The following is a 26,470-nucleotide window of genomic DNA, read 5'->3' on the forward strand; positions in this document are numbered from 1 at the left end:
CCGATGACCGCCGGGGACGAGGGCGCGCCGCCCTCCGGACGCGCCACGCCTCGCCGGCGCGGCACCGACACCTGGGCCGCCGCCCTGGCCGACCTCGTCGTGCCGCTCGAGTGCGCCGGCTGCGGACGCGCCCGCCACCGGTGGTGCCCCGGGTGCGCCGCGACCCTGGCCGGCCCACCGCTCGTCGTACGGACCCGCGCCGACCTCCGCGTCCCCGCCTGGGCGCTGGCCCGGCACGCCGGCCCGCCCGCACGCGCCGTGTCCGCCTACAAGGACCGCGGCAGATCCGACCTCGCGCGCCCGTTCGGCACCGCCCTCGCCGCGGCGATCGACCGCCTGCGCGAGGCGGGGGAGATCGCCGAGGCGGGGGAGCGTCCCACCGTCCTCGTGCCGGCCCCGGCGTCGGCGCGGGCCCGCCGACGGCGCGGGTTCGACCACGTCCGTGACATCGTGGACGTCCTGGCCGCCGACCTCGCCGGCTCGCTACCGACCGGCCCGGTGGTCGTGGCGCCGCTGCTCGAGGTCCGCGGACGAGTGCGTGACGCCTCCGGCCTCGGTGCGCGGGCCCGCGCGGACAACCTCTCCGGGCGCATCCGCCGACGCCCCGCCGGGACGGTGCTGCGCGCCTCCACCGGGGCGCCGGACACGGTGGCCGCCCTGCTGGCGACCCCGGCCACGGTCCTGTTCGTCGACGACGTGGTGACCACCGGCGCCACGGCCGCCGAGTGCGTGGCGGTCCTCGCGGCGGGAGGCCTGCCTGTGACCGCTGTCCTGGCCGTCACCGCCGCCTGAACGAGCGCCGTCGCGTGCGGACCGAGGTGAGCTTCGCCGTCTCGGGTGCGGCGTCAGCGGGAGCGGGTAGGGTGGGCTTCGGACGGGTTCACCAGCACATTCGCCGCCTGTCGGCTCCGGTGGGCCGTGTCCGCAGAGTGTCCACTCAGCCATGTGGGTGGACCCTTCGGCCGGGATTCCGGGCGGTTACCGGACCGGTCGCAGCGGTCCGCCGCAGGCCCGATGAGGAGGAGCTTCGATGGCGAAGACCCCCGCAGTCCTGCTCGACCCCGCCACCTTCGACGGTCCCGAGACCGACGATCCCGGCACCCCCGAAGCCCAGGTCACCATCCGCGGCCGGAACGTCGAGGTCCCCGACCATTTCGCGAGCCGGATCAACTCCAAGCTGGCGAAGGTCGAGAAGATGGCGCCGTTGATCCAGCGGTTCGACGTGATCCTGTTGCACGAGAACAACCCGAGGCTGGCCAAGGTGAGCCAGCGCGTGGAGATCACCGTCAAGGGCAAGCCGGGAGTGGCCCGGGCCGAGGCGGCCGAGGACACCTTCTACGCGGCTCTCGAGTCGGCCGTGGCCAAGCTCGAGCGGCAGATGCGCAAGGCCCGCACCCGTCGCAAGATCAGCCACTCCGGGCACCGGCGCCCGCAGTCGGTCGCCGAGGCGACCGCCGAGCTCGCCGCCGACGCCGCCCCGGTCGACGCGCTTGACCAGCAGCTCGACGGCGTGGAATACGACGACGGGGTCGACGCCTCGATGCCCGGGCAGATCGTGCGTCGCAAGGAGCACGACGGCACGCCGATGTCGGTCGACGAGGCGCTCGAGAAGATGGAACTCGTGGGTCACGACTTCTACCTGTTCCGCGACGCGGAGACCGGACGCGCCACCGTCGTCTACCGCCGGCACGCGTTCGACTACGGGCTCATCACCCTGAGCGACGAGGGCTGACGGCCTCCACCCGCACCCGCCGAGGGCGGTCCGGTCCCACTCGACCGGACCGCCCTCGGCGTGTCAGGACGGCCCGAAGCACCTAGGATGAACCCGGGCCCGCGTGCCACCACGCAGGTCGCCGATACCACGACCACTTCCCCGACCACGAGGACGTTCGAGACTGTGTCCATTCTTTCCAAGCTGCTCCGGGCCGGCGAGGGGCGAAAGCTCAAGAAGTACACCGCTCTCGCCGACTACGTGGACTCGCTCTCCGCCGACACGGAGAAGTTGACCGACGACGAGCTCCGGGCGAAGACCGGGGAGTTCAAGCGTCGGGTGGCCGAGGGGGAGACGCTGGACGACCTGCTGCCCGAGGCGTTCGCCGTGGCGCGCGAGGCCGCGTACCGCGTCCTCGGGCAGAAGCCGTACAAGGTGCAGATCATCGGCGCCATCGTGCTGCACACCGGGTCCGTCGCCGAGATGAAGACCGGCGAGGGCAAGACCCTGACCTGTGTGCTGCCCGCTTACCTCAACGCCCTGTCCGACAACGGTGTGCACGTGGTGACGGTCAACGACTACCTCGCGAAGCGCGACGCCGAGTGGATGGGCCGCGTCCACCGCTTCCTGGGCCTGTCCGTGGGCGCCATCCTCAGCGGCATGACGCCCGACCAGCGGCGCGAGGCCTACCACGCCGACATCACCTACGGCACGAACAACGAGTTCGGGTTCGACTACCTGCGTGACAACATGGCGCACGACACCGCCCAGCTCGTCCAGCGCGGACACAACTACGCGATCGTCGACGAGGTCGACTCCATCCTCATCGACGAGGCGCGGACCCCGCTCATCATCTCCGGCCCCGCCGACGGTTCCAGCAAGTGGTACGCCGAGTTCGCGCGCATCGCCCCGCTGTTGGAGGAGGGCACCCACTACGAGGTGGACCGCAAGAAGCGGACCATCGGCGTCACCGAGCAGGGCGTGGAATTCGTCGAGGACCAGCTGGGCATCGACAACCTCTACGAGGCCGCCAACTCGCCGCTGGTCAGCTACCTGAACAACTCCATCAAAGCCAAGGAGCTGTTCATCAAGGACAAGGACTACATCGTCCGCGACGGCGACGTCATCATCGTCGACGAGTTCACCGGGCGAGTCCTCGACGGCCGCCGCTACAACGAGGGCATGCACCAGGCCATCGAGGCCAAGGAGCGCGTGGAGATCAAGGCCGAGAACCAGACCCTGGCCACCATCACGCTCCAGAACTACTTCCGGCTCTACGAGAAGCTGGCCGGCATGACCGGCACCGCCGAGACCGAGGCGGCCGAGCTGTACCAGATCTACAAGCTCGAGGTCATGCCCATCCCGACCAACCGCCCCATGGCCCGCGCGGACCAGCCCGACCTCATCTACAAGACCGAGGAGGCCAAGTTCGCCGCCGTGGTGGAGGACATCGCCGAGCGGGTCGAGAAGAAGCAGCCGGTGCTCGTGGGCACCGCTTCCGTCGAGCGCAGTGAGCACCTGTCCCGGCTGCTCACCCGTAAGGGCATCAAGCACCACGTGCTCAACGCGAAGTTCCACGCCCAGGAGGCCCAGATCATCGCCCAGGCCGGCCGGCCCGGCGCGGTCACGGTCGCCACCAACATGGCCGGCCGCGGTACCGACATCGTGCTGGGCGGTAACCCCGACATCATCGCAGACCTCAACCTCCGCGAGCGCGGTCTCGACCCGGTGACCACCCCGGAGGAGTACGAGGCCGCGTGGGACGCCGAGATCGAGCGGATGCGCAAGCTCACCAAGGAGGAGGGCGAGCGGGTCCGCGAGGCCGGTGGCCTCTACGTCCTGGGCACCGAGCGCCACGACTCGCGCCGCATCGACAACCAGCTGCGCGGTCGTTCCGGCCGCCAGGGCGACCCGGGGGAGTCCCGCTTCTACCTGTCGCTGGGTGACGAGCTCATGAGGCGCTTCAACGGCGCCGCCGTCGAGGCGATCATGAACAGGCTGAGCCTGCCCGACGACGTGCCCATCGAGGCCGGCATGGTCTCGCGCGCCGTGAAGAACGCCCAGACGCAGGTCGAGTCGCAGAACTTCGAGATCCGCAAGGACGTGCTCAAGTACGACGAGGTGATGAACCAGCAGCGCACGGTCATCTACCGCGAGCGCAAGCGCATCCTCGAGGGCGAGGACATCACCGACCAGGTCGAGTCGATGATCTACCAGGTGGTCAGCGCCTACGTCGACGGCGCCACCGCCGAGGGGTACGTCGAGGACTGGGACCTGGAGAAGCTGTGGGACGCGCTGCGGCAGCTGTACCCCGTGTCGATCACCGCGCAGGAGATCATCGACGGGGACGAGTACGGCTCTCCCGGCGATCTGTCCGCCAAAAACCTCAAGGACGCCGTCCTCGACGACGTCTTCGCCCGGTACGACGAGCGCGAGGCCGAGATCGAGGGGATCGGCGGCGAGGGCGCGATGCGCCAGCTCGAGCGGTCGGTCATGTTGCAGGTCCTCGACCGCAAGTGGCGCGAGCACCTCTACGAGATGGACTACCTCAAGGAGGGCATCGGTCTGCGGGCGATGGCCCAGCGCGACCCGTTGGTCGAGTACCAGCGCGAGGGCTACGACATGTTCTCGGCGATGATGGACGGCGTGCGCGAGGAGACCGTGGCGTTCCTGTTCAACGTCAAGGTCCAGGCCAACCAGCAGCAGGCGGCGATGGCCGGCCCGTCGGCCGCGCAGGCCGCGGCGCTGGCGGGTGGCAATCCCATCTTCCAGGCGGCCGGCACCGGCCGGGACGTGAGCGAGGAGCAGATGCAGTTCTCCGGCCCGTCGGAGAGCGGCGACGCCCAGTTGGTCGACGAGGGCGCCAGCGCCAACCGGGCCGAGCGCCGCTCGCAGGAGCGTCAGCAGCGGGCCGAGCGCCGGGAGCGGGCCGCCCGGACCGCCTCGCGCGGTCGCCGGGACTGATCGGTCCCGCCCGGCCACCGCGCCGGGGCGCTCACACCAACCGCAGGGCCGTGCAGCCGGCCCCCGTGGGTGTCACCCGGATGCGGGCCGCGACGGCGAACAGTCGCGGCCCGCGCGCGTACGTGGCGCAGACCTCGTAGTCCCGGGACCCGGGGTTCCCGTCCGGCCCCGCGTCCGTCGCCACGGCGCCGGCGGCATGGATGTGGAGGCGGTGGAGTCTGGCGGGCCCCAGGTGCTGTCCGGGTACACCGGTGCGCGCGAGGGAGCGCAGCATCTCCACGAGATGCGGCGGGAACGCCCCACGGGTGTTCTGCGGCGCGCGCCGACGATCCACGACCTCCAGCGCCATGACGACGAGCGCGTGGGCGGCCCGTCGTGCAGGCACGGGTACCTCCTCGTCCGGGGCGGGCGCGGGTCCCGGGGTGCGTTGGACGACGCGCTCGCGCTCACGTCCCCGCGAACCCGGTTCGGGTTCCGTCGGCGGCAGGGGCCGGATCCGGCCGTCCGGCGTGTGCGTCTCCGCGGCGCCTCCGGCGGCGATCACGGCGGCCGGCGGCGGCCGGCCGGACGTCGGTGCGGATACGGGTGTCGGTGTCATCTGGCTGGGCTCCTCTCGCGCTCGACCCTCGGTGGTCTCGCGTCCTCTACCTTCTTGACGCCGCGGATCGCGGCCGTGGTTCCACCTCGCCTACTGCACACCGGACGGGTGTTGCCTAGGCTGTCCCCATGCGTGGACTGATAGTCGACTACTTCGGCGTGCTGGACGGCACGGACGAGGACCGTGAGAACTGGCGGTCGATCCTGACCGGTGCGAGGGCCAACGATGTGCGCCTCGCCGTGCTGAGCAACGAACCCGAGGGGTCGGGCGCCGACCGCGTCCGCGAGGACGCCCGTGAGTACGGGATCGACCACGTGGTGCTCAGCGGCGCGATCGGCGTCGAGAAGCCCGAGCCGGAGGCCTTCCTCGAGGCCGCCCGCCGCCTCGAGCTCGAGCCGAGGGAGTGCGTGATGGTCGACGACGCGATCGAGAACATCCTCGGCGCGGTGCAGACCGGCATGATCGGCGTGTTCTACCAGGTGTTCGATCGGGCGGCCGTGGAGATCCGCGGTCTGCTCGGGTTGGACGAGGCGGTCTGACGCCGTGGCGACCAGGCTGGCCACCGCGGACGCGGACCTGCTCCTCGGGGACCCCGCGCGTTCCCGGAGCCGGCACTCGTGTTCGTTGGCCCTGGTCGCCCGCGACGAGCCGTGGGACATCGACCGTGTCATGGAATTCGTCGACACGCGGCTGGCCGACGCGCCCCGCTACCGGCAGCGGATCCGCCAGGTCCCGTTCGGCCTGGCCAGGGCGGTCTGGGTCGACGACCCCGACTTCGACCTGAGCTTCCACGTCCGCCGGTCGGCGCTGCCGGCGCCGGGCGGGATGCGGCAGCTGGCCGACCTGGTGGCCAGATTGGTCGACAGGCCCCTCGAGGCGGATCGTCCGCTGTGGGAGCTGTACCTCATCGAGGGCCTGCCCGACGGCCGGTTGGCGATCCTCACCAAGACCCACCACGTCCTGCTGGGCGGGCCCAACGCCGTCGATCTGGCGCAGGTGCTCATGACCGACGAGCGCGTCTCCGCGGATGTCGACGAGGTCGCCACCTGGACGCCCGTGCCGTCACCCGGAGACGGGGTGCTGGTGCTGGACGCGCTCATGACCATCGCGACCGACCCCCTGGAGTTGGTCCGGCGTTCGGGACGCCTGGCGAACGCGCTGGAGCGCGCGACTCGTGGTCTCGTGGGGGCTGCCACGCTCTCCGTGTTGCGTCCCGGCGGGGGTCTGTCGGAGATGTTCCGCACCGCGCGCCCCCGGGGCAGCAGGGTCGGGCTCGCGTCGTTCCCGTTGTCCGAGGCGAGGGAGATCGCCCGGGCGCACTCCTGCAAGGTCAACGACGTGGTGCTCGCTGTCCTGTGCGGGGCGCTGCGGTCGTGGATCCTGTCCTGCGGTCATCCACTGTCGACGTCGGACAGCCTGCGCGCGATCGTCCCGATGGCCGTGACCGCCGAGGCCGACGGCGCCGAGGCGCCGGGTGACGTCACGTCCGCGGAGATCGCCTCGGCGCTCATCGGTATGCCGGTGGGGGAGCCGAATCCCCGGATGCGGTTGGCGCAGATCGCCCGCGAGGCCGCGACCCAGCGGTACCCGCGGGAGGCGGTCGGCGCCAAGTCCCTGGCCCGGCTCTCCGGGTTCGCCCCGCCCACCTTGCACGCGCTGGCGTCCCGGGCGGCGATCATGCTGCCGTCGGAGAGCTACGACCTGGTGGTGACCAACGCCCCCGGTCCGCAGCACAAGGTGTTCTGGGGCGACGGCGAGCTGGTCGAGGTCTACCCCGTCCCGGCGCTTCTCGAGGGCCAGGCGCTGGCCGTGTCCATGAGCAGTTACTCCGGCACCGTGTACTGCGGCTTCACCTCCGACCGCCAGGCCGTCCCGGACGTCGAGGAGATCGGCGAGCTGATCGCGTCGGCCCTGGACGAGCTCGCCGGTTCCGCTGGCTGACCGGAACCGGCCGATCCACCGGCGCCCCCCAGTAACCGTCACCCGCCCCAGGAAGGCCCACCGATGCGACTGTTCATCCCCGCCACGCTGACGATGCTCGAGACCCTGCTGGATGCGGGCGAGATGCCCGTGCGGAGCGGGACCGCGTTCGCGGCGACCCCCGCCCTGATCGAGTCGTACGCGGAGGGCGACATGGAGGAGATCGAGCACGTGGCGTTCCTCGAGGCCGCCCGCGCCTCCCTCCGCCTGCTCGGCGGCGAGCTCGACTCGGGGACGGCGCACGAGGCCCACCCGTACCGGCGTGTCGTGGTGAGCGCGGACGTGCCGGATGAGCAGGTCACGCCGCGCCCGGATCTCGACACCGCCGTCGTGCGCCTGACCGGTGGGACGGTCGCGATGGCCGACATCGCGGCCGTGCACGTGGACCTCGCGGGAGCGGTCGACCTGGTGCGAGACGCCGTCGAGGCGGTCGATCGGGCCGATCTCGGGGACGAGGACGCGGAGCTCACCGTGGGGGACGCCCTCGACGTGGATCTGGCGTGGTACGACGCCGTGGAACTGCCGTTCCTGCTCACCCTGCTCTGAGGGCGACGGTATGGGCGTCGACGGCTTACCTACGCTACCGTAGGTTCATCTTCTGGCAGCGTCGGTCCGATCCCCGGGCCGCGGGTGGCCGGACGCGAGGAGGCACCAATGTCCGAGTCGAAGAGCGGGCTCAGTCGCATCATGCGGGCGGCGGCCGCGCGGGTCCCCGAGCCCCGGGGCGCGCGTCGGTTCCTCAACCGTCTGACGCACCCACTGCGCATGGACGACTACTCGTCGCTCATCTACCCACTGTGGTCCGCGCGGGAGCTGCGCGGCGAGATCGTCTCCGTGCGTCGCGAGGCCGACGACGCGGTGACGCTCGTCATCAAGCCGGGGTGGGGCGCCACCCCGGAGTACCGCCCGGGCCAGTATCTGGGGATCGGTGTGCTGCTCAACGGCCGTTGGACGTGGCGGTCGTACTCGCTGACCTCGGCGCCCACGAGCGGTCGTGGCGAGTACTCGGTGACCGTCAAGGCGATGCCGGAGGGCCTGCTGAGCAATCACATCGTCGGCACCGTCGAGCCGGGCACCATCGTCCGGTTGCAGGCCCCGGCCGGTGACTTCCACCTGCCCTCCCCGACTCCGGACAAGCTGATGTTCGTCACCGCCGGGTCGGGCATCACGCCCGTGATGGGCATGCTGCGGTCGCTGGACCGGCGCTCGGCCGACGAGCGGTTCCCCGACGTGGTCCACGTCCACTCCATCCGCGACCGTGAGGACGCGCTGTTCCACGACGAGCTGCTCGCGTTGGAGCGCACCCAGCCCGGGTACACCCTCCACCTGCGGGTGACCAGCGAGGAGGGCCGTATCAACGCCGAGCAGATGGCGGCGCTGGTGCCGGACTGGTCCGAGCGGCCCACGTGGGCCTGCGGTCCGTCGGCGATGCTCGACGAACTGACCGAGCACTTCGAGGCCTCGGGGCGCGACGACCTGCACGTCGAGAGGTTCACCGTGGACCGCAACGCGGGCGCCTCGGGCGGGACGGTCAAGTACGGCTCCACCGGCAAGACCGTCGAACTCGACGGGGCCACGACGATCCTCGAGGGCGGGGAGAGCGTCGGCGTGCAGATGCCGTTCGGGTGTCGCATGGGCATCTGCCAGACCTGCGTCGTGGGCCTGGACGAGGGGCACGTGCGGGACCTGCGCAACGGCACCGATCACGGCCCGGGCGAGCGGATCCAGACGTGCGTGTCGGTCGCGCTGGGGGACGTCGAGCTCAAGCTCTGACGCCGCCCGGCGCCCGCCGCGGGCCCGCGCCGCCCGGCGCCCGCGTGCCCGTGGCGGCGCGTCAGTCCTGGTCCAGTCCCAGCGCCCAGGGGTCGTTGGACTGCAGCGCCCCGAGCAGCTCGCGCACGGCCATCGCCCGTCGGTGCACGGCCGGATCGTCGATGGCGTCGAACGCGCACTCGGGGTCGGCCGGCGGTCCCTGGTGGGTGCACCCGCGTGGGCAGTCCGCCGCGATCTCGTCGAGGTCGGAGAACGCGGCCACCACGTCGTCGGGCGAGACATGTGCCAGTCCGAAACTGCGGATGCCGGGCGTGTCCACCACCCAGCCGCCGGCGGCCAGTTCGAGCGCGACCGACTGGGTGGACGTGTGCCGGCCCTTCCCGACGCCGGAGACCACGCCCGTCGCCCTGTCCGCGTCGGGGACCAGGCGGTTGACCAACGTCGATTTGCCGACCCCGGAGTGCCCGATCATCGCGGAGATCCGGCCGTCGATCACGGCGTGGAGATCGTCCAGCTCGTCGTCGACCCCCACCCGCAGGACCGGCACGTCGAGGGCGGCGAACTCGGCGGCGAACGCGGACGGGTCGTCGAGGTCGCCCTTGGTCAGGCACAGGACCGGTTCCAGCCCGCCGGTGTAGGCGGCCACGAGCGCGCGGGCGACGAATCCGGCGCGGGGCGGCGGGTCGGCCACGGCGACCACGATGAGCAGCAGTTCGGCGTTGGCCACAACGACGCGCTCGTAGGGGTCGGAGTCGTCGGCGGTGCGACGCAACACGGTGGAGCGGTCCTCGACGCGCACGATGCGGGTGAGGGTGTCGCGCGCGCCGGACAGGTCACCGACCACGCCCACACGGTCACCCACCACCACGGGCGTGCGGCCCAGTTCGCGCGCCCGCATGGCGACGACGCGGGTGCCGGCGCTGTGCCCGGGTCCGTCGTCGAGCAGCACGCACCCCCACCGGCCGCGGTCGACGGCGACGACCATCGCGGCGGCCGCGTCGTCGTGGCTGGGCCGGCGCTTGGTGCGCGGGCGCGACCCCTTGCCGGGCCTGATCCGGACGTCGGATTCGTCCCACCCGCGTGCGCCGCCCGCGCCCCGTCCGCTCGGCATGGCGGTCCGTCAGCCCCGTCCGGCGAGCATGTCGGCCCACAGGGTGGTGAAGCCGGGCAGAGTCTTGGAGGTGCACCCGATGTCGTCGACCTCGACACCCGGCACGACCAGTCCGACGATGGCGCCGGCGGTGGCCATGCGGTGGTCGGCGTAGGCGCGCCACGGGGCACCGCGCAGGGGCGAGGGGGAGATCTCGAGGCCGTCGTCGAGCTCGGTGACGCCGCAACCGACGGCGCCCAGCTCGGCGGCCAGCGCGGCGAGGCGGTCGGTCTCGTGGCCGCGCAGGTGCGCGATCCCCGTGAGGCGCGACGGGCCGTCGGCCAGGGCGCACAGCGCGGCGACGGTGGGGGTGAGCTCGCCGACGGCGGACAGGTCCCGGTCGACGGGGGAGAGGCGGGAGGGGCCGACGACGACGAGGGTGCCGTGGTCCGCACCGTCGGCGATCTCGAGGGTCACGGACGCGCCCATGGCCCGCAGGATGTCGCGGATGGCGTCGCCGGGCTGGGTCGTGGTGGCGGGCCAGTGCGGGACGCGGACGGTTCCGCCGGTGACCGCCGCGGCGGCCAGGAACGGGGTGGCGTTGGACAGGTCGGGCTCGACGACACGGTCGACGGCCGCGATCGGGCCGGGGGCGACCCGCCATGACGACGGGGTCGGCTGTTCGACGGTGACGCCGGACTCGCGGAGCATCGCCAGCGTCATCTCGATGTGCGGTCCGGACGGGACGGGCGAGGCCCCCACGTGGACGAGGTCGACGCCCTCGTCGAAGCGGGCGGCCGAGAGCAGTAGGCCGGAGACGAACTGCGAGGAGGCCGAGGCGTCCATCTCGACGCGGCCGCCGCGCAGGGACCCCGTGCCCGAGACGGTGAAGGGCAGGCGCTCGCCGTCGATCTCGGCTCCGAGGGCCCGCAGCGCGTCGAGCACCGTGGACTGCGGGCGCACCCGGGCGGCGGGGTCGCCGTCGAAGGTCGAGGGGCCGGTGGCGAGCGCGGCGATCGGCGGGACGAAGCGCATGACCGTCCCGGCCAGCCCGCACTGGACGTCGCCACCGCGAAGCGGCCCCGGAGTGATGAGCAGGTCGGTGTCGTCGGGCCCGAGGGCCCCCGACGGGCCCTCGATGCGAGCGCCCAGGGACAGTAGGGCGCCGATCATGAGGTCGGTGTCCCGGCTGCGCAGGGTGCCGGTCAGGCGGGAGGGGCCGTCGGCCAGGGCGGCGAGGGGGAGGGCGCGGTTGGTCAGCGACTTGGACCCGGGGACTATGACGTCGGCGTCCACGGGGGCTGCGGCGACGGGGGCGCTCCAATGGCTCACCCGGCCATTGTCGCCCATCGCGGGCGCTCCCGGCGGATCCGGGTGCGAGGATGTCGGCATGTGTGGACGCTTCTCGCTCTCTTCGGACCCGGCGCAGCTCGCGCTGGAACTGGACGCGGTGGACGAGGCGTCCGCGCCGCCCGTCGGCCTCCACCCGGACACCGCGCCGCCGACGCCGCGGTTCAACATCGCGCCCACCACCACCGTCCCGGTGCTCACGCTGGACGCGCCGCGCGAGAGCCTCGACGAGGCCGTCGGCCCCACCGCCCCGCGGCGGGTGCTGCGGGCCATGCGGTGGGGGCTGGTCCCGTCGTGGACCAAGGAGTCCCAGCGCCTGCCCACGCTGTTCAACGCCCGCGTGGAGACCGCGGCGTCCAAGCCGGCGTTCCGCGCCGCCGTCGCCCGCCGGCACTGCGTGGTCCCGATGGACGGCTGGTACGAGTGGGTACCCGGTGAACCCGCCGCCCCGGGCGCCAAGGCGGGGCCCAAGCAGCCGTACTTCATGAGCCTGCCGGGCGACCGCGGTCTGCTGATGGCCGGGCTGTGGGAGGCGCGGCGCGACCCGGTCGACCCGTCCGTCACCCAGTTGTCGTGCACGATCCTCACCACCGAGGCGCTGGGCCCGCTGCGGCGGGTCCACGACCGGATGCCGCTGGCCGTCCACCCGGACCTGGTGGCGGACTGGCTCGATCCCGCCGTTATCGGTGACCCGCGTGCGCTGGTCGACGGCGCGGGCGGGGATCTCGGGGAGTGGGCCGAGTCGGTGGAGATCCGCCCGGTCTCCCGGGCGGTGTCGAACGTCCGGAACGAGGGGCCGGAGCTCGTCAGGCCCGTCGATCCCACCGAGGGGATGCTGTTCTAGCGGGACGTCGTGACCGGGGCGGTCACCGCGGCGGTCACCCGGACCAGCTCCGCGGGGTCGAGTTCGATCTCCCAACCGCGCCGTCCGGCGCTGCACAGGACCGTGCGGTGACCGAGCGCGGAGGCGTCGACCACCGTGGCCAGGGGGCGCTTCTGGCCGACGGGGGAGACGCCACCCACCACGTAGCCCGTGGTCTTCTCGGCGACGTCGACCGGCGCGAGCGTGGCTCTACCGCACCCGAGGGCGGCGGCCGCGGCCTTGAGGTCGAGCGAGGAGGTCACCGGCAGCACCGCCACCGCCAGCGCGAGGCGGGAACCCGCCGGCGGCCGCCCGGTCGCCAGGACGAGGGTCTTGAACACCCGGTCGGCGTCCACCCCCAGGCGCTCGCCCATCACGCGGGCGGCCTCGTCGCCGTATGCGGTCTCACCGCTCGCGTCGTAGGTGTGGACCTCGTGGGCGACCCCGGCGGCCCGCAGCGCGGCGATCGCGGGGGTCGCCGCGGCACCGCCGCGTCCACCCGCCGCGGCACCGCGACCGCTCTTCCTGCCCACGGTGGACCAGCGTAGTGCCCTGACGCTTTGGAATACGGGTGCGGCGGTCCGCGTTGTTCCTGGGCGAGTGCCCCGGGATGGTCCGGGGACGGGAAGGAGGGTGCGATGCGGACCGCGGTCCTCGACGCCCCGGATGTGCGGTTAGACTCCGGGACATCGACAGGTGAGGAGTTCCGGTTGCCGACCGAGTTGCAGCCCGACGAGGCCGACCAGCGCGCCGAGCAGTTCGAGGAGCTGGCCATGCCACTGCTCGACCAGCTGTACGGCGCCGCCTTGCGGATGACCAGGAATCCCGCCGATGCCGAGGACCTGGTGCAGGAGGCCTACGCCAAGGCGTTCGCCGGCTTCCACTCGTTCAAGCCGGGGACGAACTTCCGGGCCTGGATGCACCGCATCCTCACCAACGCCTACATCAACCACTACCGCAAGCGGCAGCGGCAGCCCGCGCAGTACCCGACCGACGAGATCACCGACTGGCAGCTCGCCGCGGCGGCCGAGCACACCTCGACGGGGCTGCGGTCGGCCGAGGTCGAGGCCATGGAGCTGTTGCCGGACGACGAGATCCGTGCGGCTCTGGCCGAGCTCCCCGAGGAGTTCCGGATGGCCGTCTACTACGCCGACGTGCAGGATCTGCCGTACAAGGAGATCGCCGAGATCATGGACACCCCCCTGGGGACCGTGATGTCGCGTCTGCACCGCGGCCGCAAGCAGTTGCGGGAGCTTCTGCGCGACGTGGCCGCCGAGCGCGGCTTCGGCCGTGACCGTGAGGAGGGGGCGAAGTGATGAAGGAGCACGATCCGCGCCTCGACGAGATCGACTGTCGCGACGCGATGCGCGACCTCTCACTGCTCGTGGACCTCGAGTGCGATGACGCCTGCCGTTCGCGCCTCGAGCATCATCTCGCCGGCTGCCCGGACTGCCGGGAGATGTTCCTGTCGGAGCGTCGTCTCAAGGCCAAGCTCTCGAGCTCGTGTTGCGAGAAGGCGCCGTCGGGCCTGCGAGAGCGTCTCATGGTGGAGATCCGGCGTACGACGGTGACCACGACGGACGTCGACGGCACGACCGTCGTGCACCAGCGCACGACGGTGGAGCGGCGCGACCTCACCTGACCGGCCGGGCGGTCGACGTCACGGCCGCGCCGGACACGGACGAAGGGGCGGGCACCTGTTCGGTGCCCGCCCCTTCGTCGTTCGTGCGTTCCCGAACTCAGCTGTTCGGACGCTTGCCGTGGTTGGCGTTCTTCTTGCGGCGATCCCGCCTCTTGCGGCCACGCTTGCCCATGGTCGCCTCCTTTCGTCGGTGTACAAGTCTTCCATGCGCGGGCCCGTGTGGTTGCATTGGAGGTGTCCGGGGGCCGCCTTCGAGGAAGCAGAGGAACAATCCGTATGGCTGAACAGGTCCGTGCCGAGATGGTCGCGAACGTCATGGAGGTCGTCGCGGCGGTCGGCACCGAGGTCGCCGAGGGCGACACGATCGTGCTCCTCGAGTCGATGAAGATGGAGATCCCGGTGCTGTGTGAGACCTCCGGCACCGTGACCGAGGTGGCGGTGAAGCCGGGGGACGTCATCCAGGCCGGTGACCTCATCGCGGTCATCGACTGACGGGTCGGATGCCCTCACGCCGAAGGCCGGCCCGTTCCCGTGGGGGAGGGGGCCGGCCTTCGGCGTATGTGGTCCGTGTCAGACGGCGGTGCGGGTGCGGGCGCGGCGACGCTTGAGGGCGCGACGCTCGTCCTCGCTCATGCCGCCCCAGACGCCGGCGTCCTGGCCGGACTCGAGGGCCCAGGACAGGCACTCGGCGGTGACGGGGCAGCGGTTGCAGACGATCTTCGCCTCGGCGATCTGCGCGAGGGCGGGTCCGGAATTGCCGACGGGGAAGAACAGCTCGGGATCCTCGTCGCGGCAGATGGCCTTGTGGCGCCAGTCCATGGGAACTCCTTTGATGTGAGACCGTGATCGGGTGCGCCGGGCAGCACGAACAGCCGCCGCCGACCCGTGGACATGTAGAGTTCACTGGCGGACGTGCGTGATCGATGGCACCCGGCGGGTGGTGGGGGATCTGTACCCTTTCCGCGGGCTCGCTCCTGTCGGAGGGGCTCCCGGTTAAGGCGAGGCAAACACGGTGTGTCTGCGCTGTTACAAATGATCGTCCCACGATTTCATGACAAGTCAATACGTTTGAGCGTCTATGTGGTAAACGTCACGCGGCTTGTCAAATCGTCGGAAAACCGCACACCAGAGGCGGTAATGGCCTAACTGGACCACGGTCCGACTGGTGGTTTCGGTGGCATGGCGAGGCGCGCTTAGTCTGGGGAGGTGAACGTGAGACGACCAGATGACCGTGGTGTTCCCGCCGATCCCCGCGCGGCGATCCCCGCGCCGGTCCGCCTCGCCGGGTGGATCTCATCGGCCCAGGGACTGATCGGTGTCGGCGTGGCCGTGATGCTGTTCGTCCGGGCGTTGGGCGGGCACCGCGAGGAGACCGTCGTCATCAGCGGCTACGGGACCGCGGTGTGGTTCGCGATCCTCGGCGGCGGGTTGTTGGCCGCGGGGGTCGGGTTGCTCCGCGGCCGGCGATGGGGCCGCGGGCTCGTCGTGATCGCCGAGCTCCTGCTGCTGTTCGTCGCCTGGTACGTCGGGGTGGGGTCGGGTCAGTACCTCGCCGGCATCGTCCTGGCGGTGGTGTGCGCGACGGCGCTGGTGTCGCTCTTCCGGCGCGAGGCTGTCGAGTGGTACGCCGTCTGACCCTCCCGGCGCGACCCGCCCGGCGTCAGGCCAGCATCTTGTAGGCGTGGACCGCGCCGTCCCGGCGCTCGTAGAGGATGTCGCCGATCTGGGACAGGCCGGTCACGCCCTCCCCGCCGCCGACAGAAGGCCCGCCCCCGCTAGTGGGGCCGCCCCCGGTGGAGGACTCCTCGCCCGCGCCCTCACCGGGCGTGATGGGCACCTGTCGGTTCCCGGCCCCCGTGTCGCGCTCGAGGACGCGGAAGCCACCTGCGACGGGCACCAGCACCCAGTCGCGGGAGGTGGCGACGTCGGGGTCGGGAGACCAGCCCCCGGTCAGGCCGGGCCCGGTGGTCGCCGGGGCCGTCCAGGAGTGCGCGCCGGTGACGGCGGAGAAGGCGTGCGTGGCGGTGCCGTCGAACCAGCGCGCCTGCGTGTCGTCGCCGGCCACGGTCCGCGGGTCGGGCTTGACGGCGGGCTCGGCGGGCAGCGGCAGGACCGGGGCGTAGTCGCGGGGGGCGGGGAACCACTCGACCGCCCAGGCGCCGCCCCGATCCGTCAGGGCGAGGACACCGTCGTCGCTGACGTCGATGATCCACAGCCCGTCGGCGCCCGTGGTGTCGGAGGCGATCTCCTCGGGCTTGCGGCTGTCCTCCGGCACCGTCTCGGACAGGGTCAGTCTGGCGGAGTCGTCGCCGGGGCAGCGTTCGGCCACGGCGAAGCGCTCGTCGGTGAGGTCGGCGGTCCCGAGGGTGCAGCCGGTGCGCGGCTGCATGTCCGCCTCCTGGGGGGCCTCGACGGCCCCGTACTCGACGGTGCGGACGAGGTCGTCGCGCCAGATCTCGAGCCGTTCGGGGCTGGACGCGAGGGCGTGCCGCCAGGTGGACGTGAGCTGCATGGTGTCGGGGAAGGCGCTCTGGCGGGTGCTGCTGTACTGCTGGGTGGTCGGGTCGAGCGCGGTGACGTCGCTGCACCCGGCCGCGCCGTCGAAGGCGGCGGCGAGGATGTCGGCGTAGAACGTCGCCGCGCAGAGCGGCCCGGCGTGGGAATAGGACCACGTCTGCTCGCCCGAGCCGGCGTCCCGGCCGACGAGCGGGTCCGCTGCATCGGCTCCGACGACAAGGGCGACCGCTTCGAGGTGGAGCTCGGCCCGGATCGTCGCCGCCCCGGCGCGGCTCGCGCGGCCTCAGGCGCCCTGGTGGGGCAGCCGGTGGACCCGCCCTCCGCGTCGCCGTCCTCGCCGACCGTCGCGTCGGTGGCCGAGACGGTGCGCTCGATGGTGCGCAACGGTGACGACCTGGACCGGGTCATCGCCGCGCTGGGAGACCTGCGCAAGTTCCTGCGTTGAGCGGTCGGCGCCCGGTCGCCCGGGCCGTCGCGGTGCTCACGGCGCTCGTCGCCGCGGCGGGGGTCGCGTTGCACCACTCCCGCGCGGAGATCGCGGTGGTTCCGGTCCTGGCGTCCTTCGCCGTGGTGTTCTGGGCGTTCTCGCTGGTCGCGCTCATCGCCGCGGTGCGCGCCCGGTCGGTACTGCTCGGGATCGTGGCCGCCGCGCTGGTCGGCGTGGGCGCGGTGCAGTACGCGCCGATGGTGGGACCGGCACCTGAGGTCGACGACGACGAGGGCGTCGGGGTGCGGGTGATGGTGCAGAACCTCGAGTACGGCCGGGCCGCCCCGCACGACGTGGTGCGGGCGGTACGCACCGGAGGGGTGGACCTGCTCCTGACGGTCGAGACGACCCCGGAGTCGGCGGACGCGCTGCGCACCGCCGGTCTCACCGGCCTGCTCCCGCACGAGGCCGCCTCCACCGCGCCCACCACGCAGGGGGTCGCCGTGTGGTCGCGGTTCCCGCTCTCGGCGCCGGAGCGGGTGCCCGGCTTCAGCCTGGGGCTGGTGCGCACGGAGATGGCCGGGCCCGGCGGGCCGGTCACGGTGGTGGCCGCGCACCCGGTGGCCCCCGTCTTCGACGCCGCGCTGGCGGTCGAGGAGGCCGACCGCCTGCGGTGGTACCTGGGCAGCCTGCCGGGGCCGGCCCCGGTGATCGTGGGCGGGGACTTCAACGCCACCTGGGACCACGTGCGGTTCCGCGACCTGCGCGGGCTCGGGTACACCGACTCGGTCTCCGGCGGCCGGGACGGGTGGGTGCCCACCTGGCCGGCGGGCCGGCGGTTGCCGCCGCTCATCGGAATCGACCACGTCCTGGCGAGGGGCGCGGTCGCGGTGGGGGAGACCGAGACCGTCGAGGTGGACAGGACCGACCATCTGGGCGTGCTCGCCACGGTGCTTCTGCCCGCCCCACGGGGAGGGTGACCTACCATGCGCACCATGAGTACACGTTCGCGCGCGACCGGAGTCGTCGTCGCCACCGGCGCGGTGTTGGCGGCCGTCCTGGCGGGGTGCGGCGGGGCGACCGTGGAGGGGGAGGCCCCGGAGGTGTCGCCGGAGCCGACCACGTCGGCGACGGCGACCCCGTTCGCCGAGGAATTGCCGGAGAAGCCGACCGGGCCGGTACCGCCGCCCCCGCCGCAGTCTCCGGAGCCCGAGCCGATGCCCGGCGAGCCGGAGCCGCTGCCGCCGCCCGCGGAGGCCGCGCCCGCGCCGGGTGCGGACCCGTCCGCCGAGCCGGCCCCGCCGGCCCAGCCCGCCTCGGGCGCCGGCGACTTCGTGGCGCTGCTCGAGCGTCGCGGGGTGACGCTGCCCGCGGGCGTGGACCCGGTCGCCACGGCCACGGAGGCATGCGGCCGCTTCGACGGGGGTCAGCAGATGGACGAGGTGTCCGGCTGGCTCGGCGAGCGCGCCGGGCTCGATCCGGACGGTCAGGGCTTCTTCCTCGGCGCCGCGGTCGGGACCTACTGTCCGCAGAACTTCCCCAAGCTGGGCTGAGGCCGGCCGCCCGGTGGCGGGGCGCCGCCCGCGGGGGTCACATGCGGGCGAACCTGGCCCGCGCGATCGAGTAGACGCCGAACAGGGCGATGCCCGCGCCGGTGAGGACGAGCAGCACCTGTCCGAAGGGCTGCTCGCCGACCGTGCGCAGCGCGGCGTCCAGCCCGCCGGCCTTCTCGGGGTCCGCGGTGACGACGGCCGCGATCACCAGACCGCCGAGGATCGCCAGCGCCACCCCCTTGGCCACGTACCCGACTCGCCCCGCGATGACCACCGCGCGGCCGACCTCGCCGCGGCCGGTGCGCTCGAGGTCCTCGACGAACTTCGCGGTCGCGCCCTTGTACACGTGGTAGGCGCCCACCCCGAGCAGGACGAGCCCCACGACCACCAGCACCACCTTCCCGGCGCCCGAGCCCAGCAGGCCCGCCGTGGCGTCGGACGCGCTCTCCGAATCGGACCCGCCGCCGCCCGACGCGAACCGCGCGGTGGCCAACCCCAGGGCTATGTAGACGACGGCCTTCGCGCCGGCCTTGAGCCGGTCGGAGGCCTCCTCGGAGCCCAGCAGGACCTCGACGACCTGCCACAGGCCCAGCGCGAGGAACGCGACGGTGCCCGCCCACAGCAGTATCTGCCCGCCGGGCGCGGCGGCGATCTGGGCGAGCGCCCCGGAGTTGGAGGCCTCGCCGCCGCCGGAGCCGAGCGCGATCCGCACGGCGATCCAGCCGATGAGCAGGTGGACGACGCCGTTCATGACGAAACCCGCGCGGGCCAGCCACTCGAGCGCCGGGTGGTCGACGGCGGATCGGGCGGCGTCGGACGCGGACCGTGCGGTGCCGGGGACGGAGCGGGAACGCAGCGGCGATCTCATGGCCGGATTCTCCCACGCCGGCGGGCGCTTCCCATCCGGTCCCGGGTCACCACTCGATCTCGCCGAGCACCTCGTTGCGGCGCCGCAGTTCGGCCAGGCGCAGCTCGGCCGCGCGGTGTTCCTCCATACGCCGCCGCGCCTGCTCGGCCAGGGCGTCCGCCTCGACCTCGGCGAGCAGTAACTGGAGGCGGTCCTTCTGTTCCCGCAGGGTCTCCACGGACGTGTCCATGGCGATGAGTTTGCGGGAGCCGGCCGTGGCGTGGAGGAAGGGGTTGCGTTCGAGGATGAGGCGGGCCTCCTCGGGGTCCAGCACCCGAGAGAGCTTGAGCAGGACCGGGTAGCCCTGACCTTCGCTGTCGGCGTCGGGATCGTGTTCGGGGTCCAGGGCGGCGGCGACCACCTTGAGCGGCCTGGCCCGCGGAGAGGCGCTGCGGAAGTCGAAAGCGTCCGTGTCCATGGTGATCCCGGCTCCTTCCCGGCCCACCGCCCGGTGGTGCTCCAGGCGACCAGTGCTACCTGGCACAACCGTAAACACCCCGGCCGTGGGGCCGGGGCGTTTCGGGTTTCCGGGGCTACGCCCTCCGGATCATGCGGGGCCGGCGATCAGATCGCCGCGTGCTCAGCAGTCGTAGTAGAGCTCGAACTCGTGCGGGTGAGGCCGCAGGTTGACCGGGGCGATCTCCTTCTCCCGCTTGTACGAGATCCAGTTCTCGATGAGGTCCTCGGTGAACACGCCACCCTCGGTGAGGTACTCGTGATCCTGCTCGAGACGGTCGATCACCGCGGGCAGGGAGGTGGGCGCCTGCGGGATGTCCGCGGCCTCCTCCGGCGGCAGCTCGTAGAGGTCCTTGTCGACCGGCGCCATCGGCTCGATCTTGTTCTTCACACCGTCCAGGCCGGCCATCATCATCGCGGCGAACGCGAAGTACGGGTTGCCCGAGGAGTCGGGGCAACGGAACTCGATGCGCTTGGCCTTGGGGTTGTTGCCCGTGATCGGGATGCGGACACAGGCCGAGCGGTTGCGCTGCGAGTACACGAGGTTGATCGGCGCCTCGTAGCCGGGCACGAGCCGGTGGTACGAGTTGATCGTCGGGTTGGTGAACGCCAGCAGCGACGGCGCGTGGTGCAGGATGCCGCCGATGTAGTAGCGGGCGATGTCGGACAGCCCCGCGTAGCCGGACTCGTCGTGGAACAGCGGCTTGCCGTCCTTCCACAGCGACTGGTGGGCGTGCATGCCCGAGCCGTTGTCGCCGAAGAGGGGCTTGGGCATGAACGTGGCCGACTTGCCGTTCTTCCAGGCGGTGTTCTTGACGATGTACTTGAACAGCTGGACGTCGTCGGCAGCGTGCAGCAGGGTGTTGAACTTGTAGTTGATCTCCTGCTGGGCGCCGGCCACCTCGTGGTGGAAACGCTCGAGCTCGAAGCCGGCGTTGGTGAGGTTGGTGGACATCTCGTCGCGCAGGTCGACGAAGTGATCGTACGGGGCGACGGGGAAGTACCCGCCCTTCTCGCGGACCTTGTAGCCGAGGTTGGGCGAGCCGTCGGCCTCCTGGCCGGCGCCCGTGTTCCAGTTGCCGGCGCTCGAATCGACCTCGTAGAAGCCGTGATTCGTCCCGGAGCCGTAGCGGACGGAGTCGAAGACGAAGAACTCGGCCTCGGCCCCGAAGAAGCACGTGTCAGCGATGCCGGTGGAGAGCAGGTACTCCTCGGCCTTGCGGGCGACGTTGCGCGGGTCGCGGCTGTAGGCCTCACGGGTGAAGGGGTCGTGGACGAAGCAGCTGATGTTGAGCGTCTTGGCCCTGCGGAAGGGGTCGAGACGGGCCGTCGCGACATCCGGCAGGAGCATCATGTCGGACTCGTGGATCGACTGGAACCCCCGGATGGAGGAGCCGTCGAAGGCCAGGCCGTCCTCGAACATGTCCTCGTCGAACGCCGCTGCGGCGATCGTGAAGTGCTGCTCGTTACCCGGCAGGTCGGTGAACCGGATGTCGACGTACTCGACGCCCTCGTCCTTGACGTACTTGATGACCTCGTCCGGCGTGGAGAATGCCACGATTCGCTCCTCGTCTCTGAAGTGCGACGGGAAACCGGTGTCTCCCGTCGTGCGGTGACCTCACGATATGGGCGAGGTGTTGCCCGGCCGTCAAGCGAATGTTTCGCCGGTGTTACGTGAGACGGCCGGGGGCGTCCCTCCCAATGGGGCAAGCCTAGTCGCGTGGGGTGGGGGTCGCCGACATGGGGAACGGCAGGTCGCCGGGCTACCCTGGCTCCATGCGTGATGTAGCGGGATCGTGGCTGTCCGGACCCACGTCCGGCAGCGGGCCGGAGCAGAAGTTCAAGGGTGAGAACCTCGGTCTGCCGGAGTCCGGCCCCGGCTCGATGGCGCCGCTCGGCGTGCGTTTCGGAGCGCTCGTCATCGACTGGTTCCTGGCCTACGGCCTGGTCGCCGCGATCGTGTCGGTGGGCGGGCCCGGTGCGCTGGGCGGGGACTCGCTCGCGGCGGTGTCCAGCTGGGCGGTGCCGCTGGTGTGGGGCGTGCTCGGCGTGGTCTGCGTGTGGCTGTTCGCCCAGACCCCCGGTCAGGCGGTGCTCGGGATCGGCACAGCCCGGGTGGACGCGGAGGAGCGCGTCGGCTTCGTCCGCTCGCTGGTGCGGGTGGTGTTCATCTTCTTCCTGCTGCCCCCGCTGATCCAGGACGAGGACGGCCGCGGCATGCACGACCGCGCCACCGGCACGGCGCTCATCCGCTCCCGCTGATCAGCCCCGGCTGAGCCCGGTCAGCCCCGGTTGAGCCCGGTCAGCCCCGGCGGCGGGCGCTGCGCTGGATGTTGCGGACCTTCGCGCCCTGGGGGACCGGACCCTTGGGCATCTGGTTCTGCACGCCGGTCTTGGTGCTCAGCGCGCGCAGCCGGGTGTCCAGGGCGTCGACCTTGGCGCGGCTGATGTTCATCGGGTAGCGGGTGAGGCGCCGGTTGAGCTTGCGCAGCGGCACCTGCTCCGGGGTGGCGTCGGTGTCGTCGCCCACGATCAGCTCGTAGATCGGGGTGTCGCCCACGACGCGGGCAACCTTCTTCTTCTCCTGCGTCATGAGCGGCTTGAGACGGTGCGGCTGGCCCTCGCCCACGAGCACGATCCCACAGCGGCCGACCACGCGGTGGACGGCGTCGAAGCTGGTGGTGGCGGCGACGGCCTGGTTGACCCGCCACCCCGACCGCAGCTGGTCCAGCGCCCACGCGGCGGCCCCCGGCTGGCCCTCGGCCTTGCCGTACACGGTGTTCTGCACGCGCCGCGAGAACACGACCATCGCGAGCATGAGGCCCACGAGCACGCCCAGCGGCAGCATCCACCACTCGCCACCCCACAGGGTGCCGAGGAGGAAGAAGACCACGGCCGAGAGGACGACCGCACCGATCATCAGCGGCCACAGGAGCTTGTCCTGCTTGGACTGGATCTTCAGCGCCTGCCACATCTGGCCGCGCTGCTCCTTGCCCGCCGCGCGCCGTGCGGCCCGGGCCGCCTTCTTGTCCGCCTTGCTGACCTCGCTCTTCGCCATACCCCTCAGGATACGTGGCGTGGGGCGCGGTCAGAGAACCGCGCCGCCCTCGCCCCGAGGGCGACGGGGCGAGGGCGGCGCGATGTGTGCCGGGGTCAGGCGCGGGCGGCCTCGCGGGCCAGCACGCTCGAGGCCTCCTGCGACGCCGAGCCCTCCGAGGTGAGCTGCCGCAGGTGCTCGGGCACCTCCTGGCCGCGGTGCTCGAGCGCCTGGACGTACAGGCGACCGGCGCGGTAGGACGAGCGGACGAGCGGGCCGGCCATGACACCGGCGAAGCCGATCTCGCGCGCCTGGTCGGACAGCTCCACGAACTCCTCGGGCTTGACCCACCGGTCGATGGGGTGGTGCCGCGGGGTGGGGCGCAGGTACTGGGTGATGGTGAGGATGTCGCACCCGGCGGAGTGGAGGTCCCGCATCGCGTCGACGATCTCCTCGGTGGTCTCGCCCATCCCCAGGATGAGGTTGGACTTGGTGACCAGACCGAAGTCGCGGGCGGCTCGGATCACGTCGAGGGAGCGCTCGAACCGGAACGCGGGCCGGATCCGCTTGAAGATCCGCGGCACCGTCTCGAGGTTGTGCGCCAGCACCTCGGGACATGACTCGAACACCTCGGCCAGCTGGTCGGGGTTGCCGTTGAAGTCGGGGATCAGGTTCTCCACCCCTGTATTGGGGTTGAGCTCGTGGATCTTGCGGACCGTCTCCGCGTAGAGCCAGGCGCCCCCGTCGTCGAGGTCGTCACGCGCGACGCCGGTGATGGTCGAGTAGCGCAGGCCCATCTCGCGGACCGACTCGGCGACGCGACGGGGCTCGTCGCGATCGAGGGCGGAGGGCTTGCCGGTGTCGATCTGGCAGAAGTCGCAGCGACGGGTGCACTGCTCACCGCCGATGAGGAACGTGGCCTCGCGGTCCTCCCAACACTCGTAGATGTTGGGACAACCGGCCTCCTCGCACACCGTGTGCAGACCGCCACCTCGCACCAGGCCCTTGAGTTCCTTGTACTCGGGGCCCATCGTGGCACGGGTACGGATCCACGACGGCTTGCGTTCGATGGGGGTCTCGGCGTTGCGGGCCTCGATGCGCAGAAGCTTGCGGCCCTCGGGAGTCACAGTCACGTCACCAAGCCTACGCGTGGTTCAGGACACGGGCAGTCGGCCGTCGAGCGCCTCCACCAAGTCGGAGTTGACCTGATCGAGAACGTCGGACACGGTGACGGTGCGGCCGAGTTCGGCGGTGAGCGAGGTGACCCCGGCGTCGACGATCCCGCACGGCACGATCCGGGAGAACGCGGTCAGGTCGCAGTCGCAGTTGAGGGAGAACCCGTGCATCGTCACCCCGCGTTGGACCCGGATGCCGATCGCGGCGACCTTGCGCTCGGGCCGCCCGTCCGAGGCCGCGCACCAGACGCCGGAGCGGCCGTCGACACGGCCTGCCTCCACTCCGAACCGGGCACAGGTGGTGATGAGGGCCTGCTCGACGCGGCGCACGTACTCGACGACGTCGATCGGATCGGTGAGCGCGATGATCGGGTACCCGACGAGCTGGCCGGGGCCGTGCCAGGTGATGCGTCCGCCGCGGTCCACGTCGACGACCGGGGTGCCGTCGACCGGCCGGTCGGACGGTTCAGTCCGCTTGCCGGCGGTGTAGGTGGCGGGGTGCTCGAGGAGCAGAACGGTGTCGCCGCGTCGCCCGTCGGCGCGCTCCTCGGCCAGGGTGCGCTGGAGGTCCCAGGTGGGGGAGTACTCGACGGTGCCGAGCCGCCGGATCTCCGGGGCGGCCGGATCGCGGCGCAGGGACTGACCGGTGTGAGACATGACACCAGGGTAGGCCGCGCGGGCGCGCGCGGCCCGGGAGGGTGTGTCCGTACCGGGGGTTACGACGACGACGGGCGCCCTCCCCGGAGGAAGGACGCCCGTCGCGTGGTCGGCGGGACCGGCTGTGTTTACAGTCCGAGGTCGCCCTCGAACTCGGCCTTCTCCAGCCGGTCCTTGACCGTGGTGAGGAAGCGGCCCGCGTCGGCACCGTCGATGAGGCGGTGGTCGTACGTCATGGGCATGAAGCCCATGGACCGGATGGCGATCGACTCGCCGTCCGCGTCCGCGTCCACCACGGGACGGCGCACGATCGCGCCGGTGCCCAGCATCGCCGCCTGCGGCGGGACGAGGATCGGGGTGTCGAACAGGGCCCCCTCGCTGCCGATGTTGGTGATGGTGAACGTGCCACCCTGCAGGTCGTCCGGGGTGAGCTTGGACGCCCGGGCCCGCTCGGCGATGTCGATGATCGCCTTGGCCAGCCCCGGGATGTCCAGGTCCTGGGCGTTGTGGATGACCGGCGAGAGCAGGCCCGCCTCGGTGTCCACGGCGATGCCGAGGTTCACCGAACCGTGGTAGGTGATCTCGTTGGAGCTCTCGTCGTAGGACGCGTTGACGTTCGGGTGCGAGACCAGGGCCTCGACGACCGCCTTGGCGTAGAAGGGCAGGTACGTGAGCTTGACGCCGTGCTTGTCGGCGAACTGCTCCTTGACCTTCGAGCGCAGCTGGGCCACACGCGTCATGTCGACCTCGAAGACCTGCGTGAGCTGGGCCGAGGTCTGCAGCGACTCGCGGGTCTTCTGCGCCGTGATCTTGCGGATCCGGTTGGCCTTCTTGGTGGTGCCGCGCAGCTCGGCGAGCTCGGGCCGCACCCCGGCCGTCGACGGGCCGCCGGCGGGCGCCTTCTTCTCGGCGGGGGCCTCGGAACCGGAGTCGGTCCCCGCGCCCTCGGCCGCCGCGAGGACGTCCTGCTTACGGATCCGGCCACCGATCCCGGTGCCCTTGACGGAGTCCAGGTCGACACCGTGCTCCTGCGCGAGCTTGCGCACGAGCGGGGTCACGTACGGCGAGCTACCGGCCTTGGCGGCCGCTGCGGGCTCGGCCCGCTTCGGCACCGAGTCGGTCGACTCGTCGGAGGAGGACTTCTTCGGCGCAGGCTTGTCGGCCTTCTTCTCGGCCTTCTTCTCCGCCTTGGCCGCGGCCTCGGTCTCCGGGGAGGGGGTGTCCTCCGGGACCTCGTCCTCGCCCGAGGCGTCGACGCTCTCGTCCTTGGCGTCGGTCGCGTTCTGCTCCTCGGCCGACTGGTCGTCGTCGCCCGAGTCGTCAGAGGCCCCGGAGCCGTCGCCGATGACGGCGAGGGTGGCGCCGACCTCGACGGTCTCGTCCTCCTCGGCGACGATCTTCTGGACGGTGCCGGCGACGGGGGAGGGGATCTCGGTGTCGACCTTGTCGGTGGAGACCTCGAGCAGGGGCTCGTCGACCTCGACGGTGTCGCCGACGGACTTGAGCCAGCGGGTGATGGTGCCCTCGGTGACGGACTCGCCGAGCTCGGGCATGGTGACGTCGGTGCCCGTGCCGCCGCCGGAGCCGCCGGAGGACTTCGTGGGAGCGGGCTCCTCGGCCTCGTCCGCGGAATCGGACGCGTCGTCCGAGCCCTGGGCGTCGGACGCGGGAGCGTCAGCCGCGTCGTCGGAATCGTCGGAATCGTCCGCGTCGTCGGAGGCCCCGGAGCCGTCGCCGATGACGGCGAGGGTGGCGCCGACCTCGACGGTCT

The 26,470-nt window shown here is 71.8% G+C and carries 30 protein-coding genes; 16 read left to right on the forward strand and 14 right to left on the reverse strand.

Features of this window, described 5'->3' with window-relative positions; translation table 11 throughout:
* The first annotated feature begins 3 nt into the window (after positions 1–3).
* The 3 genes from KHA85_RS04040 (at position 4) to secA (ending at position 4,675) form a co-directional block, all read left to right on the forward strand.
* A complete protein-coding gene (locus KHA85_RS04040; protein WP_236885140.1) occupies positions 4–792 on the forward strand; it encodes a ComF family protein in 789 nt (262 codons plus the stop codon).
* Positions 793–1,030: 238 nt separating this feature from the next.
* Positions 1,031–1,732 carry a ribosome hibernation-promoting factor, HPF/YfiA family gene (gene hpf, locus KHA85_RS04045; protein ID WP_213184876.1) on the forward strand — a complete coding sequence of 234 codons (702 nt, stop codon included), beginning with the start codon at positions 1,031–1,033 and terminating at the stop codon, positions 1,730–1,732.
* Between the two features lie 165 nt (positions 1,733–1,897).
* The gene (gene secA, locus KHA85_RS04050; RefSeq protein ID WP_213184877.1) at positions 1,898–4,675 is read left to right on the forward strand and encodes a preprotein translocase subunit SecA; all 2,778 of its coding nucleotides are present in this window, start codon (positions 1,898–1,900) and stop codon (positions 4,673–4,675) included.
* Between the two features lie 31 nt (positions 4,676–4,706).
* Here secA and KHA85_RS04055 read toward each other — a convergent pair whose 3' ends face one another.
* Entirely contained in the window at positions 4,707–5,273 is a 567-nt protein-coding gene (locus tag KHA85_RS04055; protein ID WP_231889128.1) for an Rv3235 family protein, read from the reverse strand.
* Positions 5,274–5,401: 128 nt separating this feature from the next.
* On the opposite strand from KHA85_RS04055, the gene KHA85_RS04060 reads away from it, so the two are divergent.
* The 4 genes from KHA85_RS04060 (at position 5,402) to KHA85_RS04075 (ending at position 9,026) form a co-directional block, all read left to right on the forward strand.
* On the forward strand, positions 5,402–5,812 hold the full coding sequence (locus tag KHA85_RS04060; RefSeq protein WP_061228039.1) for an HAD family hydrolase: 411 nt from the start codon (positions 5,402–5,404) through the stop codon (positions 5,810–5,812).
* Positions 5,813–5,816: 4 nt separating this feature from the next.
* Complete coding sequence (locus KHA85_RS04065; protein ID WP_063974199.1) at positions 5,817–7,214, forward strand: wax ester/triacylglycerol synthase family O-acyltransferase; 1,398 nt, start codon at positions 5,817–5,819, stop codon at positions 7,212–7,214.
* Positions 7,215–7,277: 63 nt separating this feature from the next.
* Complete coding sequence (locus tag KHA85_RS04070) at positions 7,278–7,799, forward strand: DUF6912 family protein (RefSeq protein ID WP_007630255.1); 522 nt, start codon at positions 7,278–7,280, stop codon at positions 7,797–7,799.
* 108 nt (positions 7,800–7,907) lie between these two features.
* Positions 7,908–9,026, forward strand: coding sequence for a ferredoxin reductase (locus KHA85_RS04075; RefSeq protein WP_007630253.1), 1,119 nt, complete (start codon positions 7,908–7,910; stop codon positions 9,024–9,026).
* A 61-nt stretch (positions 9,027–9,087) separates the two neighbouring features.
* On the opposite strand, the gene rsgA is transcribed toward KHA85_RS04075, so the two are convergent.
* Entirely contained in the window at positions 9,088–10,137 is a 1,050-nt protein-coding gene (gene rsgA, locus KHA85_RS04080) for a ribosome small subunit-dependent GTPase A (RefSeq protein ID WP_061915257.1), read from the reverse strand.
* 9 nt (positions 10,138–10,146) lie between these two features.
* Entirely contained in the window at positions 10,147–11,466 is a 1,320-nt protein-coding gene (gene aroA / locus KHA85_RS04085) for a 3-phosphoshikimate 1-carboxyvinyltransferase (protein WP_213184893.1), read from the reverse strand.
* A gap of 40 nt (positions 11,467–11,506) precedes the next feature.
* Between aroA and KHA85_RS04090 the strand changes: the two genes are divergently transcribed.
* A complete protein-coding gene (locus tag KHA85_RS04090) occupies positions 11,507–12,310 on the forward strand; it encodes an SOS response-associated peptidase (protein WP_007630614.1) in 804 nt (267 codons plus the stop codon).
* Here the strand turns inward: KHA85_RS04090 and KHA85_RS04095 are convergent.
* Positions 12,307–12,861 carry an aminoacyl-tRNA deacylase gene (locus KHA85_RS04095; RefSeq protein ID WP_213184878.1) on the reverse strand — a complete coding sequence of 185 codons (555 nt, stop codon included), beginning with the start codon at positions 12,859–12,861 and terminating at the stop codon, positions 12,307–12,309. The two genes, KHA85_RS04090 and KHA85_RS04095, sit on opposite strands and share 4 nt — an antisense overlap.
* 105 nt (positions 12,862–12,966) lie before the next feature.
* On the opposite strand from KHA85_RS04095, the gene KHA85_RS04100 reads away from it, so the two are divergent.
* Positions 12,967–13,644 carry a sigma-70 family RNA polymerase sigma factor gene (locus KHA85_RS04100; RefSeq protein WP_007630618.1) on the forward strand — a complete coding sequence of 226 codons (678 nt, stop codon included), beginning with the start codon at positions 12,967–12,969 and terminating at the stop codon, positions 13,642–13,644.
* Complete coding sequence (rsrA, locus tag KHA85_RS04105) at positions 13,644–13,970, forward strand: mycothiol system anti-sigma-R factor (RefSeq protein ID WP_007630620.1); 327 nt, start codon at positions 13,644–13,646, stop codon at positions 13,968–13,970. Before KHA85_RS04100 ends, rsrA begins: the two co-directional genes overlap by 1 nt.
* 97 nt (positions 13,971–14,067) lie before the next feature.
* Here the strand turns inward: rsrA and KHA85_RS19430 are convergent, their stop codons facing one another.
* Entirely contained in the window at positions 14,068–14,142 is a 75-nt protein-coding gene (locus KHA85_RS19430; RefSeq protein ID WP_370650909.1) for a 50S ribosomal protein bL37, read from the reverse strand.
* 104 nt (positions 14,143–14,246) lie between these two features.
* Between KHA85_RS19430 and KHA85_RS04110 the strand changes: the two genes are divergently transcribed.
* Entirely contained in the window at positions 14,247–14,462 is a 216-nt protein-coding gene (locus KHA85_RS04110; RefSeq protein ID WP_061228033.1) for a biotin/lipoyl-binding carrier protein, read from the forward strand.
* Between the two features lie 78 nt (positions 14,463–14,540).
* Here KHA85_RS04110 and KHA85_RS04115 read toward each other — a convergent pair whose 3' ends face one another.
* Positions 14,541–14,789, reverse strand: coding sequence for a WhiB family transcriptional regulator (locus KHA85_RS04115; RefSeq protein ID WP_007630625.1), 249 nt, complete (start codon positions 14,787–14,789; stop codon positions 14,541–14,543).
* Between the two features lie 393 nt (positions 14,790–15,182).
* On the opposite strand from KHA85_RS04115, the gene KHA85_RS04120 reads away from it, so the two are divergent.
* On the forward strand, positions 15,183–15,605 hold the full coding sequence (locus KHA85_RS04120; RefSeq protein WP_231889129.1) for a hypothetical protein: 423 nt from the start codon (positions 15,183–15,185) through the stop codon (positions 15,603–15,605).
* Positions 15,606–15,630: 25 nt separating this feature from the next.
* Here the strand turns inward: KHA85_RS04120 and KHA85_RS04125 are convergent, their stop codons facing one another.
* The gene (locus KHA85_RS04125) at positions 15,631–16,740 is read right to left on the reverse strand and encodes an Rv3212 family protein (RefSeq protein ID WP_438802041.1); all 1,110 of its coding nucleotides are present in this window, start codon (positions 16,738–16,740) and stop codon (positions 15,631–15,633) included.
* On the opposite strand from KHA85_RS04125, the gene KHA85_RS04130 reads away from it, so the two are divergent.
* From KHA85_RS04130 to KHA85_RS04140, 3 genes are read left to right on the forward strand one after another with little or no spacing between them, the layout of a single operon-like run.
* Positions 16,627–16,932, forward strand: coding sequence for a hypothetical protein (locus KHA85_RS04130; protein WP_308936847.1), 306 nt, complete (start codon positions 16,627–16,629; stop codon positions 16,930–16,932). The genes KHA85_RS04125 and KHA85_RS04130 overlap by 114 nt on opposite strands.
* Positions 16,929–17,894, forward strand: coding sequence for an endonuclease/exonuclease/phosphatase family protein (locus KHA85_RS04135; protein ID WP_100086290.1), 966 nt, complete (start codon positions 16,929–16,931; stop codon positions 17,892–17,894). Before KHA85_RS04130 ends, KHA85_RS04135 begins: the two co-directional genes overlap by 4 nt.
* Positions 17,895–17,909: 15 nt before the next feature.
* The gene (locus KHA85_RS04140) at positions 17,910–18,467 is read left to right on the forward strand and encodes a DUF732 domain-containing protein (protein WP_236885141.1); all 558 of its coding nucleotides are present in this window, start codon (positions 17,910–17,912) and stop codon (positions 18,465–18,467) included.
* Between the two features lie 37 nt (positions 18,468–18,504).
* Here KHA85_RS04140 and KHA85_RS04145 read toward each other — a convergent pair whose 3' ends face one another.
* From KHA85_RS04145 to glnA, 3 genes are all read right to left on the reverse strand, one after another.
* On the reverse strand, positions 18,505–19,335 hold the full coding sequence (locus KHA85_RS04145; RefSeq protein WP_007630265.1) for a DUF1206 domain-containing protein: 831 nt from the start codon (positions 19,333–19,335) through the stop codon (positions 18,505–18,507).
* Positions 19,336–19,381: 46 nt separating this feature from the next.
* On the reverse strand, positions 19,382–19,792 hold the full coding sequence (locus KHA85_RS04150) for a hypothetical protein (RefSeq protein ID WP_007630267.1): 411 nt from the start codon (positions 19,790–19,792) through the stop codon (positions 19,382–19,384).
* Positions 19,793–19,954: 162 nt separating this feature from the next.
* Positions 19,955–21,388: a type I glutamate--ammonia ligase gene (gene glnA, locus KHA85_RS04155; protein ID WP_213184881.1), complete on the reverse strand. Its 1,434-nt coding sequence runs from the start codon at positions 21,386–21,388 to the stop codon at positions 19,955–19,957.
* Positions 21,389–21,606: 218 nt separating this feature from the next.
* Here glnA and KHA85_RS04160 point away from each other — a divergent pair, with 218 nt between their 5' ends.
* Entirely contained in the window at positions 21,607–22,092 is a 486-nt protein-coding gene (locus KHA85_RS04160) for an RDD family protein (protein WP_007630298.1), read from the forward strand.
* 40 nt (positions 22,093–22,132) lie between these two features.
* On the opposite strand, the gene KHA85_RS04165 is transcribed toward KHA85_RS04160, so the two are convergent.
* From KHA85_RS04165 to sucB, 4 genes are all read right to left on the reverse strand, one after another.
* On the reverse strand, positions 22,133–22,888 hold the full coding sequence (locus KHA85_RS04165) for a DUF4191 domain-containing protein (RefSeq protein ID WP_213184882.1): 756 nt from the start codon (positions 22,886–22,888) through the stop codon (positions 22,133–22,135).
* Between the two features lie 95 nt (positions 22,889–22,983).
* On the reverse strand, positions 22,984–24,000 hold the full coding sequence (gene lipA, locus KHA85_RS04170) for a lipoyl synthase (protein WP_213184883.1): 1,017 nt from the start codon (positions 23,998–24,000) through the stop codon (positions 22,984–22,986).
* A 21-nt stretch (positions 24,001–24,021) separates the two neighbouring features.
* Positions 24,022–24,699 (reverse strand): lipoyl(octanoyl) transferase LipB, encoded by a 678-nt coding sequence (lipB, locus tag KHA85_RS04175; protein ID WP_213184884.1) that lies wholly within the window; start codon positions 24,697–24,699, stop codon positions 24,022–24,024.
* Between the two features lie 128 nt (positions 24,700–24,827).
* A partial coding sequence (sucB, locus tag KHA85_RS04180) for a 2-oxoglutarate dehydrogenase, E2 component, dihydrolipoamide succinyltransferase (protein ID WP_213184885.1) occupies positions 24,828–26,470 on the reverse strand: 1,643 nt, incomplete at its 5' end.

Source organism: Dietzia massiliensis (assembly GCF_018390595.1).
Classification (GTDB): Bacteria; Actinomycetota; Actinomycetes; order Mycobacteriales; family Mycobacteriaceae; genus Dietzia; species Dietzia massiliensis.